General features: G+C 70.7%; 13 protein-coding genes. 8 read left to right on the top strand and 5 right to left on the bottom strand.

Annotation, left to right across the window (positions count from 1 at the left end; translation table 11 throughout):
- The first annotated feature begins 84 nt into the window (after positions 1–84).
- The gene (locus tag ABD793_RS16885; RefSeq protein WP_344860888.1) at positions 85–993 is read left to right on the top strand and encodes a ribonuclease Z; all 909 of its coding nucleotides are present in this window, start codon (positions 85–87) and stop codon (positions 991–993) included.
- Positions 994–996: 3 nt separating this feature from the next.
- On the opposite strand, the gene ABD793_RS16880 is transcribed toward ABD793_RS16885, so the two are convergent.
- Positions 997–1,575 (bottom strand): hypothetical protein, encoded by a 579-nt coding sequence (locus tag ABD793_RS16880; RefSeq protein WP_344860885.1) that lies wholly within the window; start codon positions 1,573–1,575, stop codon positions 997–999.
- Between the two features lie 178 nt (positions 1,576–1,753).
- Between ABD793_RS16880 and ABD793_RS16875 the strand changes: the two genes are divergently transcribed.
- Both ABD793_RS16875 and ABD793_RS16870 read left to right on the top strand, forming a co-directional pair.
- Entirely contained in the window at positions 1,754–5,104 is a 3,351-nt protein-coding gene (locus ABD793_RS16875; protein ID WP_344860883.1) for a TM0106 family RecB-like putative nuclease, read from the top strand.
- 2,384 nt (positions 5,105–7,488) lie between these two features.
- Positions 7,489–8,604 (top strand): FAD-dependent oxidoreductase, encoded by a 1,116-nt coding sequence (locus tag ABD793_RS16870; protein WP_344860881.1) that lies wholly within the window; start codon positions 7,489–7,491, stop codon positions 8,602–8,604.
- 45 nt (positions 8,605–8,649) lie between these two features.
- Here ABD793_RS16870 and ABD793_RS16865 read toward each other — a convergent pair whose 3' ends face one another.
- Positions 8,650–9,636: an aldo/keto reductase gene (locus ABD793_RS16865; RefSeq protein ID WP_344860879.1), complete on the bottom strand. Its 987-nt coding sequence runs from the start codon at positions 9,634–9,636 to the stop codon at positions 8,650–8,652.
- A gap of 54 nt (positions 9,637–9,690) precedes the next feature.
- Between ABD793_RS16865 and ABD793_RS16860 the strand changes: the two genes are divergently transcribed.
- From ABD793_RS16860 to ABD793_RS16845, 4 genes are all read left to right on the top strand, one after another.
- Positions 9,691–10,287 carry a TetR/AcrR family transcriptional regulator gene (locus ABD793_RS16860; RefSeq protein WP_344860877.1) on the top strand — a complete coding sequence of 199 codons (597 nt, stop codon included), beginning with the start codon at positions 9,691–9,693 and terminating at the stop codon, positions 10,285–10,287.
- A complete protein-coding gene (locus ABD793_RS16855) occupies positions 10,284–11,303 on the top strand; it encodes a DUF2891 domain-containing protein (RefSeq protein ID WP_344860875.1) in 1,020 nt (339 codons plus the stop codon). Before ABD793_RS16860 ends, ABD793_RS16855 begins: the two co-directional genes overlap by 4 nt.
- A 127-nt stretch (positions 11,304–11,430) precedes the next feature.
- Complete coding sequence (locus ABD793_RS16850) at positions 11,431–12,357, top strand: quinone oxidoreductase family protein (RefSeq protein ID WP_344861057.1); 927 nt, start codon at positions 11,431–11,433, stop codon at positions 12,355–12,357.
- 38 nt (positions 12,358–12,395) lie between these two features.
- Complete coding sequence (locus ABD793_RS16845; protein WP_344860873.1) at positions 12,396–12,983, top strand: TetR/AcrR family transcriptional regulator; 588 nt, start codon at positions 12,396–12,398, stop codon at positions 12,981–12,983.
- A gap of 163 nt (positions 12,984–13,146) precedes the next feature.
- Here ABD793_RS16845 and ABD793_RS16840 read toward each other — a convergent pair whose 3' ends face one another.
- Positions 13,147–13,797: a TetR/AcrR family transcriptional regulator gene (locus ABD793_RS16840; protein ID WP_344860870.1), complete on the bottom strand. Its 651-nt coding sequence runs from the start codon at positions 13,795–13,797 to the stop codon at positions 13,147–13,149.
- A gap of 70 nt (positions 13,798–13,867) precedes the next feature.
- On the opposite strand from ABD793_RS16840, the gene ABD793_RS16835 reads away from it, so the two are divergent.
- Positions 13,868–14,821, top strand: coding sequence for a zinc-dependent alcohol dehydrogenase family protein (locus ABD793_RS16835; RefSeq protein WP_344860867.1), 954 nt, complete (start codon positions 13,868–13,870; stop codon positions 14,819–14,821).
- A 12-nt stretch (positions 14,822–14,833) separates the two neighbouring features.
- Here the strand turns inward: ABD793_RS16835 and ABD793_RS16830 are convergent, their stop codons facing one another.
- Positions 14,834–16,063, bottom strand: a complete 1,230-nt coding sequence (locus ABD793_RS16830; protein ID WP_344860864.1) for a hypothetical protein — start codon at positions 16,061–16,063, stop codon at positions 14,834–14,836.
- 122 nt (positions 16,064–16,185) lie between these two features.
- Positions 16,186–17,025 (bottom strand): LLM class F420-dependent oxidoreductase, encoded by an 840-nt coding sequence (locus tag ABD793_RS16825; protein ID WP_344860861.1) that lies wholly within the window; start codon positions 17,023–17,025, stop codon positions 16,186–16,188.
- Between the last annotated feature and the right edge of the window lie 75 nt (positions 17,026–17,100).

Here is a 17,100-nt window from a genome sequence, read left to right as displayed (position 1 = left end):
CGGCCGGAATTCACCCGGGTGGCCGGTTCCCTTTTCCGGGTATTCCGGTGGCGGCCGGAGGCCTCCGGATCAGAGGATGACGGAATGTCACGACGTGAACTCGTGGTGCTCGGTTCGGCGAGCCAGACCCCGACCCGGCACCGCAACCACAACGGCTACCTCCTGCGCTTCGACGCCGAGAGCCTGCTGTTCGACCCCGGCGAGGGCACCCAGCGGCAGATGATCCACGCCGGTGCGTCGGCCGGTGAGCTCACCCGGCTGTGCGTCACCCACTTCCACGGTGACCACAGCCTCGGCCTCGCCGGCGTGATCCAGCGCCTGTCCCTGGACGGCGTCGCGCACCCGGTGCGCTGCCACTACCCGGCGTCCGGCCAGGTGTTCTTCGAGCGGCTGCGGCATGCGACGTCGTTCCACGAGCGTGCCGAGCTGGTGCCGCTGCCGGTCGAGGACGACGGCCCGCTGGACGGTCCGCTGTCGGCGTATGCGCTCGACCACCGCATCGACTGCTTCGGTTACCGCTACACCGAGCCGGACGGGGTGCGCATGCTGCCCGAGGCACTCGAAGCCGCCGGCATCCGTGGCCCGGACGTGCGCAGGATGCAGGCCGAAGGCGTGTTCACCGTCGGTGGGCGTACGGTCGGGCTGGCCGAGGTGAGCCGGCCGCGGCGTGGTCAGGTGGTGGCGTTCGTGATGGACACCCGGCTGTGCGCGGGCGCGTTCGCCTGCGCCGCGGATGCGGACCTGCTCGTCGCCGAATCCACCTTCCGGGCGGCCGACGCCGGCCTCGCCGCCCGTTACGGCCATCTGACCTCGGTGGACGCCGGCCGGCTTGCCGCCGGATCGGGTGCCCGCAAGCTCGTGCTCACGCACTTTTCCCAGCGGTACCGCTACGCGGAGGCCGACCGTTTCGGTGCGGAGGCGGCGGAGGTGTTCGACGGCGAGATCCACCTGGCCCGCGACCTGGACGTGGTCCCGCTGCCGCCGCGGCGGTGAGGCTCAGGCGGTCCGGATCTGGTCGAGCAGCGTGCGCGCGCAGGATTCGGCCCTGGTCTCGGACAGCTGCCGGGGTTCGTCGTCCGGCACGCGGTACTGCAGGGTGAGCACCACGTTGGCCTTGCGGGTGACCAGGACGACCAGGATGTCGTGCGCGGAGATCCGGGCCTCGTCACCGAGCCCCGGCAACGGGGTGTCCGCGCCGAGCGTGCCGCCGCGGCCGGGCCCCTGATTCCTGGTGACCAGCGCGGCCGCGCCGTGCTCGGCCTCTTCGGTGCCGCTCTGCCTGCCCGCGCGCGGGTACAGCCGGTACTTCGCCTGCAGCGGGGCGGATCCGTGGTCCGGCTCGCCCCATTCGCAGAGACCGCCCCGGATCGTGCTGCCCGGTCCGGCCGGGGCGGTGAACGCGGCGGGCACGCCGTACCGGGCAGGCGGCTGACCGGCCAGCGCGGGACAGGAAGCGGGCAGCGTGGCGGCCTCCGGATCGGCAGGCCCCGCCCATGGCCGCTCCGCCGCGAGCACCGCCGCGCACCCCAGCAGCACCGCGGAGAGTGCGACGAGCCCGAGCCGCTTGCGCCGCATCGATCCTCCTGGCAGGTCTTCGTCCGCGTCCCGTGGAGCGGCGTCATGGTACTCGGTTCCGGCGGCTTGCCCTGGCCGGACGTACCCGGCCGGCGCTCGTCCCGTCCGGCCGGGCGGACCGGCGTGTCGGCATCCTCCTCGGCAGGGCCGGCAGGTGCCCGTGCCAGACTTCCCGGCGATGTACACCCCGTCCGATCTCGCCGACCTGCTCGAATGCGAGCACCGGAGCATCCTCCACCAGGCACTGGCGGCCGGGCTGCCCGGCGCACCGCGGCCGGGGTCCGGGCCGGACAAGCTGGCCGTGAAGCACGGCCGGGCGCACGAAGCAGCCACTCTCGGCCGGTTGCGCAGCGAACGCAGGCACGTGGTGGAGATCGAGGAGCGGGACCCGGTCATCGCGGCGAAGGCGACCGCCGAGGCGCTGCGCGGCGGTGCGCCGGTGGTGTACCAGGCGGTGTTCCACGACGGCGAATTCTCCGGCCGCGCCGACTTCCTGCTGCGGGACGACGAAGGCCGGTACGAGGTCTACGACACGAAGCTCGCCCGGCACGCAAAGCCGTCCGCAGTCGTGCAGCTCACCGCGTACGCCGACGCGTTGCGTCGCGCGGGCTGGCCCGCCGGCCCGGACATGCACCTGCTGCTCGGCGACGGCACTACGCACAGCCTCCGGGTCGAGGACTTCCTGCCGTTGTTCGAAAGCCTGCGCAGCCGGTTGCTCGCGCGGCCGGCGCGGCTGCCGGAGCTGCTGTGGGCCGACGAACGGCCGGCGTGCACCGGATGTGGCTTCGCGCAGCACTGCGCATCCGCCCGAGAAGCCGATCGCGACCTGTCGCTGGTGGCGGGTATGCGCGGGGAGCAGCGGCGCAAACTCGTGACCGCGGGGCTCGGCACGATCGATGCGCTCGCCTCCGCGGAGCCGGAGGACCGGCCGCGGGACATGTCCACGGGCACGTTCACCACCTTGCGCGCGCAGGCCGCGATCCAGGTGCGGCAGGACGAAACCGGGGAGCTGGCCTACGAAATCATCGATCCGGCCGCGCTCGCCGAGCTCCCGCCTGCCGACGATGGCGACGTCTTCTTCGACATGGAGGGCGATCCGTACGCGTTGGCCGGCACCGGGCTGGAGTACCTCTTCGGTGCGGTGACACCGGATCAGCGGTTCACGCCGTTCTGGGCGCATTCGCGCGCGCAGGAGAAGCAGGCCTTCGAAGAGTTCATCGACTTCGCCGTTGCCCGGCTTGCCGAAAACCCCGGTGCGCACGTGTACCACTACGCACCGTACGAGGTGACGGCCATCAAGCGGCTCGCCGCGGTGCACGGCACGCGGGAGGAGGAAGTCGACGAGCTGGTGCGCAGCGGTGCGATGGTCGACCTGTATGCCGTGGTGCGCAAGGCATTGCGAGTCGGACAGCGGTCGTACTCCATCAAGTACTTGGAACCGCTGTACATGCCGGAGGCGCGCGACGGCGACGTCCAGACGGCCGTGTCGAGCATCGAGGCGTATGAAGAGTACCTGACCCTCTCCGCGGCCGGCGACGCGGAAAGCGCCGGCGAGGTCCTGCAGGGGATCGCCGACTACAACGAGTACGACTGCGTATCCACCTGGCGCTTGCTGGAATTCCTCCACCGGGTGCGCGCCGAGGCGGGCATCGATCTGGCCGAGCCGGCTCCGGAGTCCGAGGTGGACGCTCTGCTGCGGCGTACCGAGGAGGACGAGGCGGCCGCACGTCGTGCCGAACGGGCGGCGGCGATGGCCGCACTCGTCGATCCGCTGCTGGAGGGCCTGCCCGACGATCCGGCGGACTTCACCCCCGACGAGCACGCCCGTGCGCTGCTGGCCGCTTCGGTGGGCTACCACCGGCGGGAGACGAACCCGGCGTGGTGGGAGTTCTTCCGCCAGCTCGCCGCTCCGGTCGGTGATCTGGAGGTGGACACCACCTGCGCGGTGCCGGTGTCGGTCACCGCGGGCGAGTGGGTACCGCCGACCGGACGGTTGCGCACGGCCAAACGCACGCTCGTGGTGGCGTGTGATCCGGATCGGCCCCATCCGTACTCACCCGGCGACGCCGTGCGGTTGCGCTACGGCGCCGACGCCCGCGACGCGAAGGTGGTGTCCGCGTCGGCCGTGGAACTCACGCTGGAGGAGAGCTGCGCGCCGGACAAGACCACGAACGACCGGCCTGCTGCGGTGCTGCCGGGCAGCCCGGTCCGGCCGTCGCCCAAGGACGAGGCCGTGGCCGAGCTGGCTCGGCTGGCCGGGGAGACACTGCCGGTCCTGCCCGCGCACCCCGGGGTCGATCTGCTGCGCCGGACGCCCCGGCTCCGCAGCGGGTTGCCCGCTCCTGGCGAGGACATCGTGGCGACGGTCATCGACGCGGTCGACGCGCTGGCTGGTTCGGTACTCGCCGTGCAGGGTCCGCCGGGGGCCGGAAAGACTTACCTAGCCGGGAAACTGATCGCACACCTGGTGCGCGCGGGCCGGACCGTCGGGGTCACGTCGAACAGCCACAAGGCAGTGGAGAACGTGCTCTCCGCGGCGCTTGGCAACGCCCCGTCCCTCGAGTGCGCCAAGCGCGCGAAGCGGACGCCGGACCCGTCGGCGCCGTGGGACCAGCCGAAGACCAACACCGCGCTGGCACGCTGGCGTGCCGAGCACGACACCGGGCACCTCGTGGGTGGCACGGCCTGGACGTTCGCGAACTCCGCGGTGCGCGAGGAACCGTTCGACGTGCTGGTGATCGACGAGGCAGGCCAATTCGCGCTCGCGGACGCGCTTGCCGTGTCGATGAGTGCGAAAAACCTCGTGCTGCTGGGGGATCCGCAGCAGCTGCCCCAGGTGGTGCAGGGCACCCACCCGGCCGGTGCGGAGGCGTCGGCACTCGGCCACCTGATCGGCGCGGCCGACATCATCCCGCCGGAACTGGGGTATTTCCTCGACCAGACCCGGCGGATGCACCCGGCGGTCTGCGCGCCGGTGTCGCGGCTGTCGTATGCCGGGCTGCTGCACGCCCATCCGTCGGCGGAGCGTTCGATCGACGGCTTCGCCTCCGGGTTGTACCTGTCCTCAGTGGAGCATCGCGGGAACACGACCCGCTCGGTCGAGGAGGCCGCGGAGGTGGTGTCGGTGATTTCGGCGCTGCACGGGCGCAGCTGGCAAGGCCGTCCGCTCGCCGACGCGGATTTCCTCGTGGTGGCGCCGTACAACCTGCAGGCCCGGGTCGTCACGCGGGCGCTGGCCGACGCCGGGTTCGGGGACGTGCGGGTCGGCACGGTGGACCGGTTCCAGGGCCAGGAGGCGCCGGTGGTGGTGACCACGATGACGTCGTCCTCGGCGGTGGACCTGCCGCGCGGGCTGGATTTCCTGCTCTCCCGCAACCGGCTGAACGTCGCGCTGTCGCGGGCGCAATCGGTGGCGGTGCTCGTGTGCTCGCCACGGCTGCTGGAGGCGGACATCCGGACCGTGGAGCAGATGCGGCTGGTCTCCGGGATGCTCGGCCTGCTGCGCGCGGCCCGGCCCTGGCCGTCCTGACCGTCTACAGTGGATCTTCGACGCTCCGGTACGGCGCGGTTTTCGCGGCTCCGGCCGCGTCGGGTGGCGGTGGGGTGCCCCGGACTCCGGGTGGGGGCCCGGCGACCGGGGCACATGTCCTCGCCCGCGCGGCAGGTAAGGGGAGACTGCCACCACGGACGAGGTGGTTGTGCGGGGGCGGCGCGATGGTCGCCCGGTTTTCCCGGAAGACAGTGCGCAGGATCGGTAAGAGACGGTGCTTTGCCATGGCGGCACTGCCAACCCGATGGGTCGTAGCGGAGGGCAGTGCACTACACCCGTACAACCGGGGCCGGGCCCGGGAAATTCCCGTGGCTCCCGGGGGTGTGCTCCCGCTCTCCGCCGTACCGCTGGGGGTTCGGCCGACGGCGAGCAGGAGCACCGGATCCCGTCCCGCGCCCGGGGGGAGTGACGCAAGACGGGTGGTTCGGCGCCGGTACGGGGGGCCGCCTCGCGGCGGATGGCACAACCAGGCTCCGGCCGAACCGGTATTCCTGGCAGGCAGTGGGTGAGGCCCGGGGGCACCCGCCGTACCGACACCCGTTACAACGCCACAGAACGCCGAATGTTCCACCCCCGGAAGGTGATCTGGGTCGCGACCGTCCGAGTGAGCCGAAGCCCACTCGCTGCGACCGCGGGTCGCGGTGCGGCTGCTGCGCGGGATTGCGGGTTGTGGGCTGTGGCGCCGGTTTGCCGCTGCCCGGCCGCCGCCCCGGTGCGGATCCGGACGCTGTTGCCAGGCGATGCCGACGCCGATTGCTGGTGTCCGACCGAGGCCCGATGCGGATCCGGGTGCCGCAGCCCGGCCGGTACCGACACCGGTGGGTTGCGGTCGCCGTGCCCTGCTGGTGTGTGTGCAGGTTGCGGTTACTGGGCGGGTGCCGACGCCTGTGTGGGTGCCGGTTGCTACGCCGGTGCCGACGCCCGTGTGGGTGCCGGTTGCTACGCCGGTGCCGACGCCCGTGTGGGCTCCGGTTGCTACGCCGGTGCCGACGCCCGTGTGGGCTCCGGTCGCTACGCAGGTACCGGACACCGGTGGGTTGCAGGTGCCGACACCGGTGCGGGTTGCGGTTGCCGGGCTGGTGCGCGTGCTGGTTGCCGACGCCGGTGCGATTCGGCCGGTGCCGCCGTGGGCCGGTGGTCGCGCAGGCGGGGTCGCCGGTTGTCGTGGGTGCGGTGCCCGACTGTCCTTTGTGTCCGTTCGACCCGGCCGGGCACGGGATGAGCTGAGTGGCCCCCTGGGGCGCGGAAGGGGTCATGACCAGGGGGCCGACCCGCCGCCTGGTCGGGGGAATGTCACCGGCAGAACGGGCTACGGGAAACACTAGCGGTCAAAGATGATCACTCGTAATTCCACGAACAGGTGAAGAGCCACCCTCGTGCGGGACTGCCAGTGATCAACGCTGGTGCGCCCGTCAACGCACCCGCAAACCAGCGCAAAACCACCAAACCGACCCCCGCCGCCGGCACCCCCCCGACGAACGAGAGCCCGCACGGCTCCGACCCCGACAGACCCCGACGCAGCCCGCCCCGATGCTCCCCCGGGGCACGGCGGCCCCCCGGCATCGGCCACCCGCGGTTCTGGTCACCCGTCGCTCTGGCCATCCGCGGCGACGATTGACCCCGGGCGGCGCGGTCCCGCTGCTGACTGTCCCCGGCCCCGACGGCATCGCTCGCCCGCTGTGCTGACTGTCCTCGGCCCCGACGGCATCGCTCGCCCGCTGTGCTGACTGTCCCCGGCCCCGACGGCTTGCGGCATCGCTCGCCCGCTGTGCTGGCTGGCTCCGGGGCAGCTTGGTCCCGGCACGACGGCCCACAGCACTACCCGCCCGAGGTGTCGATTGACCTAGGGATAGCTCGGCCCCGGCACCGATTGAGCCGCGGCATCGTCCGCCCGCGGTGTCGATTGACCCCGGGCGGCGCGGTCCCGCTGCTGACTGTCCCCCGGCCCCGACGGCTTGCGGCATCGCCCGCCCGCTGTGCTGACTGACCCCGAGGTAGCCCCGTGGGCAGGCGACAGCTGTTTCCGGGGCATTGCCTGCCCGCGGCGTCGGCTGGGTCCGGTGTAGGCCGGCGCAGGCGGTTGGCAGCCCGGTGTTGGCCGAGTGCGGTGTCGGCTGGTTCGGTTGCTCGTCTCCGTATCGAGGGTTCCGTATCGGGCTGGTCGCCGCCGGCTGTCCGGCGTTGACCAGCCCGATCGTCGCCAACGGTGGTGCCGGGCGGACCCGGTGCGGGGCGTGACCTCCGGCACTCACCGGTCGACGAACTTGTTCGTAACGAACATGTTCGTTATGCTCCTTTCATACCCACCGGGCCGCCGGTCCGGTGCCACCTTCCGGCAACACCGGCAGAAAAGGAGTCTCATCATGACCATCACCATCGTCGGCGCGGGTCTCGGCGGTCTTACGCTCGCTCGCGTCCTCCACGTGCACGGCATCGCGGCCACGGTGCTCGACCTCGACGCCTCCCCGTCCGCCAGGGCGCAGGGCGGGATGCTCGACATCCACGCCGATTCCGGGCAGGTCGCGTTGCGCGCGGCCGAGCGGTACGACGCATTCCGCACGTTGATCCACGCGGGTGGTCAGGAAACCCGCGTTTACGACCGGCACGCGGTGCTGAAAATGTCCGAACAGGACGACGGCGGGGGCGATCGGCCGGAGGTCGAACGCGGGCAGTTGCGCGACCTCCTCCTCGGTTCCCTGCCGGAAGGCACCGTCCGCTGGGGCTCGAAGGTCACCGGCGCCCGGCCGCTGGGTGACGGGCGGCACGAGGTCACGCTGGCCGACGGCACCTCGTTCACCACCGACGTCCTGGTCGGCGCCGACGGGGCCTGGTCACGGATCCGCCCGCTGCTGTCCGAGGCCACGCCCGGCTACACCGGGATCTCCTTCGTGGAGGTCGATCTGCACGAGGCCGACACCAAGCACCCGGACAGCGCGGACCTGCTCGGCGGCGGCATGTGCTTCGCGCTCGGAGACGGCCGGGGAATGCTCACCCACCGGGAGCCCGACGGCAGCCTGCACGTCTACGTCGCGGTGCGCGTGCCCGAAACCTGGGCAGACAGCATCGACTTCACCGATCGCGAAGCGGCCAAATCCTTGGTACTGAGCCATTTCGACGGCTGGTCGGACCGGCTGCACGCGCTCGTCGCCGAAGCGGACGGCGAACTCGTGCCCCGCCGGATCCACGCACTGCCGATCGGCCACTCCTGGTCGCGCCGCCCCGGCGTCACCCTTCTCGGCGACGCCGCGCACCTGATGTCACCGTTCGCCGGCGAAGGCGCCAACCTGGCCATGCTCGACGGCGCGGAACTGGGCCTCGCACTGGCCCGCCACCCCGGAGACGTCGAACGCGCATTGGCCGAGTACGAGACCGTCCTGTTCCCCCGCAGCGAAAAGTCGGCGACAGAATCGGCGGAGAGCCTGCGAGTCTGCTTCGCCGAGGACGCACCGAAGGGCCTGCTGGAGATGTTCGGCGCCTGACGTCCATAGTGGACACTTCGGCAGTGTCGCCGGTTCTCCGTGCCCTCAGGATTCGATGAGGCTTGCCGCCGCCGGGTCGTAGCGGTCGCCTGCGGCCACGCCAGGGGGGAAGGCGGCCTCGAGTTCTCGCAGGTCTTCCTCGCTGAGCGTCAGTTCGGCGGCGGCGACATTCTCCTCCAGGTAACCGATCCGGCGGGTGCCGGGAATCGGGACGACGTCGTCGCCCTGTGCGAGGACCCAGGCCAGTGCGATTTGCCCTGGCGTGGCGTTCCGTCGTGCGGCGACCGTTTTCACCGATTCCAGAAGACGGAGGTTGTGCTGGATGTTTTCGTCCTGGAACCGGGGTAGCCGCACCTTGCGGACGTCGTCGTCGGCCAGGTTTCCGGTCGAGGTGATGGTGCCGGTCAGGAAGCCACGGCCGAGCGGCGAATACGGTACGAGCCCGATACCGAGTTCGCGAAGCGTGGGCAGGATCGAGGCCTCCAGGTCGCGGGACCACAGCGAATACTCCGTCTGCACGGCGGTGAGCGGGTGCACCGCGTGCGCCCGGCGGATGCGGTCGGTGGACGCTTCGCTGATGCCGAGGTACCGGACTTTGCCCGCGGTGACGAGTTCGGCGAGGGCGCCGAAGGTCTCCTCGACCGGTACGGTGAAATCGACGCGGTGCTGGTAGTAGAGGTCGAGATGGTCGACGCCCAGCCGTTTCAGTGAACCGTCGCAGCTGCGGCGGACGGTGTCCGGGTCGCCGTGTGCCGCCTGGGCCCCTGGGATGGCCGCCCCGAACTTGGTCGCGATGACGACCTCGTCGTGCCGGCCGGCGATGACGCGGCCGAGGAGTTCCTCGTTGGTGTAGGGGCCATAGGCATTGGATGTGTCCAGCATGGTCACGCCGAGGTCGAGGGCGCGGTGCAGGACCGAGCGCGCCTGTGTCTCGGTGGCGCCGCCGTACATGGCCGACATTCCCATGCAGCCGAGTCCCAGCTCGGCGACGTGGAGGCCCTGGGTACCCAGGGCACGGGTGTGCAGTGGCATGGTCGATGCTCCTCAGTGAACGAAACGTTTCGTTTCGATGCTACTGTAGCCGGTATGCCCGATGCCGCCAAGTACCGTCGATCGCCGCGCAGTGCAGGCGCCCGTGCGGCGATCCTGTCCGCCGCAGTCGATCTCCTGCAGGAGGTCGGGTTCCAGGCGATGACCATGGAAGCGATCGCGGCGCGCGCCACCGCGAGCAAGGCCACCGTCTACCGGCACTGGCCCGCCAAAGCGGTACTGGTGATGGACGCGTTCATGGCCAGGGTCGACCCGGCGGCACCGTTCCCGGACACCGGGTCGGCCGTGGAGGACTTCGTCCGGCAACTGCGCGCCACTGCCACCGTGTTCGGAACGGATCCGGTGCACAGCATGCTGGTGGGACTGATCACCGCGCTGCCCGGTGATCGGGAACTCCAGAAGGCGTTTCGCACCTCCTACATGGAACCACGCCGTGCGCAAGCCGAGGTGACGATGCGCCGTGGACAGGAACGGGGTGAGCTGATCGCGGACCTCTCCTTGGACCGGCTTTTCGATCAGCTGTACGGCGCTGTTTACCTCCGGCTCATCCTGGGCACGCCGCTCACCGCAGCGGAAGCGGAATCCGCCGTGCGCCAGGCATTCCGCGGCATCCTCGCGGAAGCCCACCGATGACCGGGCTGCCGGCGGATCAGGCGGCTGCCTTTGCCGAAGTGGCGTTGGCGAACGTAGTGCGCGAGTACCCGCACTACGAGGGGCATTGGCATTTCGAAGGCGCGACCATCCCCACTCCGCGGCAGTTGCACCCGTGTTTCTACGGCAGTTTCGACTGGCATTCCTGTGTGGAGATGTTCTGGGTCATGGTGCGTTTGCTGCGCCGGCATTCTGCGTTCGCGCCTGCCGCGGAGATCCGGCGCACGCTCGAGGAGCACCTGACCGGCGAAGCACTGGCGGCCGAGGCTGCCTCGTTCGCTCCCGAGGAGCAGCGGACCACCCAGCGTCCCTACGGCTGGTCCGCGTTGCTGGAGCTGACCGTCGAAGTGTCCACTTGGGACGATCCGGATGCGCGGCGGTGGTCGGCGCCGCTACGGGAGCTGGGTGCGGTGTTCGTGGAGCGCTATCTCGAGTGGCTCCCGAAGGCCGCCTATCCGGTGCGGACCGGGCTGCATGAAAACGACGCGTTCGGGCTTTCCCGCGCGCTGCCGTATGCGGACTACCTCGCCGGCCACGGTGATCCGCGGCTGCGGCGGGTGCTCGCCGAGACCGCCACGCGCTGGTTCGGCGCCGACCGCGACTATCCGGGCTCGTGGGAACCGTCCGGGGCCGACTTCCTGTCCCCGGCGCTTGCCGAGGCCGAGCTCATGGCCCGGCTGCTGCCCACGCCGGAGTTTTCCGGCTGGCTGCACGGGTTCCTGCCCGGGATCGCCGAGGGGATGCCGAGGGCGCTCTTCACGCCGGTGGCGGTGACCGACCCCACGGACGGTTTGATCGCGCATCTGCACGGGCTCAACCTGCACCGCGCCTGGTGCTGGCGCCGTCTCGCGGAGTCTCTCTCCGCCGGCGACGAGCGGATTCCGGCCATCCGCGCCGCGGTCGAGTCGCACACGTCCGCCTCGCTGCCGGAGGTCACCGGTGGCGCTTACGCGGTGCAGCATTTCCTCGTCTACTACGCGCTGCTCCTGCTCGATTAGCACTCCCCGGCGCCGCCGGAGAGCGGGGCCACGAGGTGCGTGCGGGCCGGGTTTGACCGGACGCGCCGCGGCGCGTAGCGTTCCGATCCGAATCGGAACGTTAACAGGAGGAGACGCCGTGCGAACGATGGTCGTGACCGAATCCGGCGGGCTCGCCGAGGCCGAGGCGCCGGAACCGGTGCCGGGGCCCGGTCAGGTGCGCGTCGCGGTCGAGGCGATCGGCGTGGGTTACGTCGACGTCATGGCTGCCAGGGGCGACTACGCGTACTTCCCCGGTCCGGGTTCGCCGCTCGGGCTCGAGGTCGCCGGGCGGGTGAGCGCGACCGGGCCGGACGTGCCCGGTGGGTTGGCCGGGCAGCGGGTGCTGGCGCTGCCCGAGTTCGGCGGGTTCGCGGAGCAGGTCGTCGTGCCGGTCGAGCGGGTTCTGCCGTCGCCGGACAACGCGGCGGTGGAGGTGGTCGCGCTGGGCCTCAACGCGCTGGTCGCCGAGATCGCCCTGCACCGGTCCGGACTGGCCGCGGGTGACCACGTGCTGGTTCGCGGGGCCGGCGGCGGAATCGGTGTGCTCGCCACGCAGATCGCCGCCGCGCACGGGGCGGAGGTAACCGCCGTGACGTCGTCGCCCGCGCGGGGCGAACGGCTGCGTGCGCTGGGTGCGGCACGGATCGCCGACCGGACCGTGTCCCCGCTTCCCGACGGGACCTACGACGTCGTGCTGGACACCGTCGCCGGTGCCGACCTCGGCAGGCACCTGGCACTCCTGCGGCCCAACGGGCGCTACGTGCTCTGCGGCGGGGCCGGTGGCGACCCCGGTCCGGACGCGTTCGCCTCGCTGCTGCGCGAATTCCACCGATCGCCGACGTTCACTTCGTTCAGCCTGAATTCGGTGCCGGGCGAGGAACTCCGGTTGTCCTGGAAACGGATTGCCGAGCTGGTGCGGGAAACCCGGCTCGTCCCGGTGCTGGACGAACGGTTTCCGCTCGGTGCAGCTGCCGCGGCACTCGCGGCGGTGGCAGGCGGAAAGGTGTTCGGCAAGGTGCTGCTCATGCCTTGATAGGGTGCGCCGTACGGTTTTCGGCGCGGGAGAAGGCGATGGCACGCCAGCGGGACGAGCGGATCGACAGCGCCGTGCTGGCCGCGGTGACCGCGCTCGTGCGCGAAACCGGGTATTCGGGGCTGACCATGGAAGCCATCGCGCGGCGTGCCGGTACCACGAAACCGGCGATCCGCCGTCGCTGGCAAACCCGGCAACAGCTGGTGGTGGCGGCAATGGCCGAGGAGCGGTCCGGGGTCGTGGAACTCGACACCGGATGCACGCACTGTGACATCCTCGGGCATCTGGAGGCGTTGCGGCTCGGGATGGCGGATCCGGCGGTCGCCCGGGTGCTCCCTGCGCTCGTGGCAGATCTGGCCGACGATCCGGAACTGCGGGAAACCTTTCTCACCGCGGTGTGGCAACCCCGGCGGGAGGCGTGCCTGGTCTCCCTGCGGAAAGCGGGGGAACGCGGCGAGCTGAAACCCGGTCTCGACGCCGATCTGGTGCTCGACCTGTTTGCCGCGCCCATTGTGTTCCGGGCATTGTTCGGCCATCGCGAACTCGATCCGGACTTCCCGGAGCAGGTCACCCGCGCAGTGCTTTCCGGGGTGGGTGTCGACACGCAGTGCCGGGCCGCACGCTGAGCCACCGCTGCCGAAGGCACCGTGATTGCGGTGCTCACGCGTGCCGGGGACGAGATCGTCGAGCGCCGACGGTGGCTATCGGGGCAACTCCGCGGTGCCCCTGCCGCGGACCGGGCGAGGGCGGCCGCCGGCCAGGACACCGGTCTGGGCGCGGCGACCCCGGCTAGGTGGGGATTCCGGCCACGGTCGGCACCGGTGGTGTGAGATCCAGCCGGGCCACCGGTGGGAGGGGTGCCCGCTCCGGAGACGTCTGGAATGCCTGGATCGCGAGCGCGGCGAAGCGCCGGGAGGCGGCGACCCTGGCGGCGGGTGAGGTGGTCTGGATGCCGCTGTTGGCCATGAGCACCAGGATCAGGTCTTCCACCGCGAAATCCGGGCGAAGGCGGCCGGTGCGCTTGGCGCGGCGGGTCAGTTCCGCGATGGCCTTCACCTCGGCGTCCCGCTTCGCGGCGAAATCCACCGCACGCGGGAACGTCGACATGAAAGCCGTGGTGAAGCCCCGGTTCCGGGCGTGCAGTTCGCAGATCTTCTCGATCACCAGGCAGAACCCGCGCCACGGGTCGTCCTCGGCGAGCCCGTCCCCGACGATGGCGTGACAGGCGTTCATCTCATCGGTGAACGCTTCGGTGGCCAGCGCTTCCTTGGTCGGGAAATGCCGGTACAGGGTGGCCGGGCCGACGCCGGCGCGGCGGGCGATCTCGCGCATTGGCACGTCCACGCCTTCGGCGGCGAACACCGTGCGCGCGGCATCCAGGATGCGTTCGCGGTTGTACCGGGCGTCCGAGCGCGGCGGATGAGGCAAACGGTCCGTCATCGCTCTCACTTTAGTCAAGTGGACGGGGGCGTCCACTAGCGTCGGACCCGTAATCGCGAAGGAGGACATGGTGAAAGCGGTCGAAATTCGGCAGTTCGGCGGCCCGGACGGGCTGGCCGTGCTCGACGTCCCGGCCCCGGCGCCGGCTGCCGGGCAGGTGCTGATCGGCACCGAGGCGATCGGTGTCGCCGGAGCCGACGTGGTGATCCGCAGCGGTGCGCTGGCTTCTTACGGCTTCACCGAAGGGCACATTCCCGGCAGTGAGGTCGCGGGCACCGTGACCGCGCTCGGCGACGGCGTCGATCCCGCGTGGCTCGGACAGCGGGTGTGGGCGTTCACCGGAACCGGCGGCGGCTATGTGGAGCAGGCGATCGCCTCCGCCGAGGCGATCGTGGCGCTCCCACCCGGACTGTCCGCAGTGGACTCGGTGACCCTTGGCAGCTCGGGAGTGGTGGCGCACTTCGGGCTTTCGCACGCGCACTTCGCGCCCGGGGAATCGGTGCTGGTGCGTGGCGCGGCAGGCAGTATCGGGATCATGACGGTCCAGCTCGCGGCGATGCGCGGAGCGGGCTCGGTGGCGGTCACGACGTCGTCGCCCGAGCGTGGTGCACGGCTGCGCGCGCTGGGTGCGACCCAGGTGCTCGATCGCTCCGGGGAGGGCGGCACCGGCTATGACGTCATCATCGACGTGGTCGCGGGCGCGGATCTGCCCACGTTCTTCGACCGGCTCACCCCGAACGGCCGGATGGTGGTGGTCGGCGCGATCGCCGGCCAGCCGCCCGCGGAGTTCGGCACGAAGCTGATGGCGTCGTTCCAGAAATCGATGTCGTTCGCCACCTTCAGCGCCGCCACGGCGCCTGCTGCGGAGCAACATGCGGTGCGGACCGAGCAGTTCGAGGCCGCGGCCCGCGGCGAGCTGCAGCCGGTGGTGCACGAGCTGCTGCCGCTCGAGCAGGCCGTACTGGCGCACCGGAAGATGGACGACGGCGAGGTGTTCGGCCGGATCGTGCTGACGCCTCGGTAGACGAGCCGGTCCTCAGCCGCCGCTGTCCCACCACACGGCCGGGCGGCTGCCGTCGGCGTGTGCTTTCCTCAGCAGTGGTTCCGTTTCGCCCCAGAGGATGTGCACGATGTCGCGGACGACGTGCAGGCCGCTGCCGATCCGGTCCCACTCCGCCTCGACGGTGGCTTTTCCGGATGCGCGTTCCAGGTCGGTGCGCAGCATCGTCTCCAGCGACCGCCTCCGGGCGTCGAAGCCGGCTTGCCGGTGACGCTCGTCGTGCCGGAGCCCGTGTTCGTCGCCGGTCCGCAGCAGCGAGATCGCCTTCAGCAGGATCTCGTTGGCGGACAAGAAGAGTTCGATGCCCCAGTAGGTGAAGTAGAGGTCGTAGCCCGCCTTCTTCATGACCTCGAGGGTCAGCTCGAACCCGAAGCGATCGGCGACGCCCTCCAGCGGCAGCGGCCACTGCGGCGGCGCCAGGTGTTCGCCACCGGGGTCTCCGTCGTCGAGGTGGCCCTCCAGCACGTGCGCGTACTCGTGCGCGAGGACGAACGTCTGCGCGGACTGCATGACGATTCCGTACAGACGTTCGGTTGCGGGCGGGACCCGGTAGGCCTCGGCACGTGAGGCACTCCCGGTCATGGCGTAGCTGAGCACCACGTCGTGGAAGCGGAACAGGATCTGCGGATCGCGACGCAGATTCGCCCGGATCTCCTCGGGCTCGGTGGCGAAGCGGAGTATCCCGTCCGGCGTCGGCGTTCCGGCGGGTACGGCCAGCGCCACCGCCTTGCTGAACAGGAAGAGGAACTGCAGCAGTTCGGAATCCACCAGCACGAGATGGTCACCGGTGTGCGGAACCCGGATCGCGGCGGCGGTCCCGTGCCCGGATTCCGTCGTCGCGAACAGCGGTGGATTGTCCGCCGCCGGCCAGCGGCCGTGCCGGGCCACCGCTTCGTCCAGCTGGGCCGCGTAGACCTGGACCTGACGGTGGTGCCTGCCCTCGTACCGGGTCGGCGGGCGGATCGCGGAATCGAGTTCCGCGAAGTACCTGCTCATCTCGGCGATCTCGGCCTCGGTCCGATTCGGGTACATCGCACGGACGGTGCCGGCATCGGGCATTTCGCGCGTCGTCCGCCGTCCGCCCGCGCTTTCCTGCGCCTGCTCCAGAAACGCCACGGTCTGCGGGTCCGGCACACGACGGCGGGTGCGAAGCCGGTGAAGAAGCCGGGAATTCTCGTCGTCCGGCCGGGTCGCCAGTGGATCCATGTGCTCAGCGCAGAGGTTGTCGGGTCGTGGTCTCCGACCAGTCTGCCGCACGGCCCCGTGCACCGTCCACGCGGCGGGAGCACGGGCCGCGCGGGACAGCGGTGCCCGCGCGGCCCGAAGGTTCAGCGCAGTGGTTCGAGTGCCTTGACGAGTGGTTCCAGCACGGCCGGGGTGTGCGGCGGCGGCAGGTAGATGATCGCCAGGTCGAGGCCGGCTTCGCCGAGAGCTTCCACGTCCGCGGCGAGCTTCGCGTAGTCGGCCTCGGGGGAGAGCCGCACGTGCGCGGAGAGCGTGATCTCGCCCGGGTCGCGGCCGAGATCCGCGCAGTGCCGGTGCAGCACGTCGCGTTTGTGCGTGAATTCCTCCGCCGTGCCGCCGACGAAATTCCAGTGCTGGGCGTACTTCGCGGTGGTGCGCAGGGTGCGTTTCTCACCACTGCCGCCGATGCACAGGGGCGGGTGCGGCCGCTGCACGGCCTTCGGCTCGCAACGGGCGTCGGTCAGCTGGTAGTACTCGCCCTGGAAGGTGGTGGTTTCGTTGGTCAGCAGGCCGACCAGCACCTCGCAGGCCTCCTCGAACCGGTCACTGCGTTCCTTGGCCGGGCCGAGCCGCATCCCGTAGGCACCGGACTCCTCTTCGTTCCAGCCGGCGCCGATGCCGATCTCCAGCCGTCCGCCGGAAACGATGTCGAGGGTTGCGGCCATGTTGGCGAGCAGTGCCGGGTGCCGGTAGTGGATGCCGCTGACCAGGGTGCCCACCCGGAGCCGCTTCGTGGCCTGCGCGAGCGCGGTGAGCGTGACCCAGCCTTCCAGGCACGGACCGGTCGGATCGGAGAAAATCGGGTAGAAATGGTCGAAGGTCCACCCGGATTCGAACAGCTCGATCTCGTCGGCGGCCTGCCAGACGGCGAGCATGTCCGCCCAGACGGTGTCCTGGGGCGAAGTCTTGAAGGCGAATCGCATAGGTCTCAGCGTAAACCTGGAGTTACCCCAGGTGCCTGGTGTGCGACGGGCCTGCTCGTGCCACCCGGCCGCGCA

The organism is Amycolatopsis ultiminotia (assembly GCF_039536925.1).
Lineage (GTDB): Bacteria > Actinomycetota > Actinomycetes > Mycobacteriales > Pseudonocardiaceae > Amycolatopsis > Amycolatopsis ultiminotia.
Note: the sequence above shows the minus strand (reverse complement) of the source record. Positions and strands in the feature narration are given on the sequence as shown.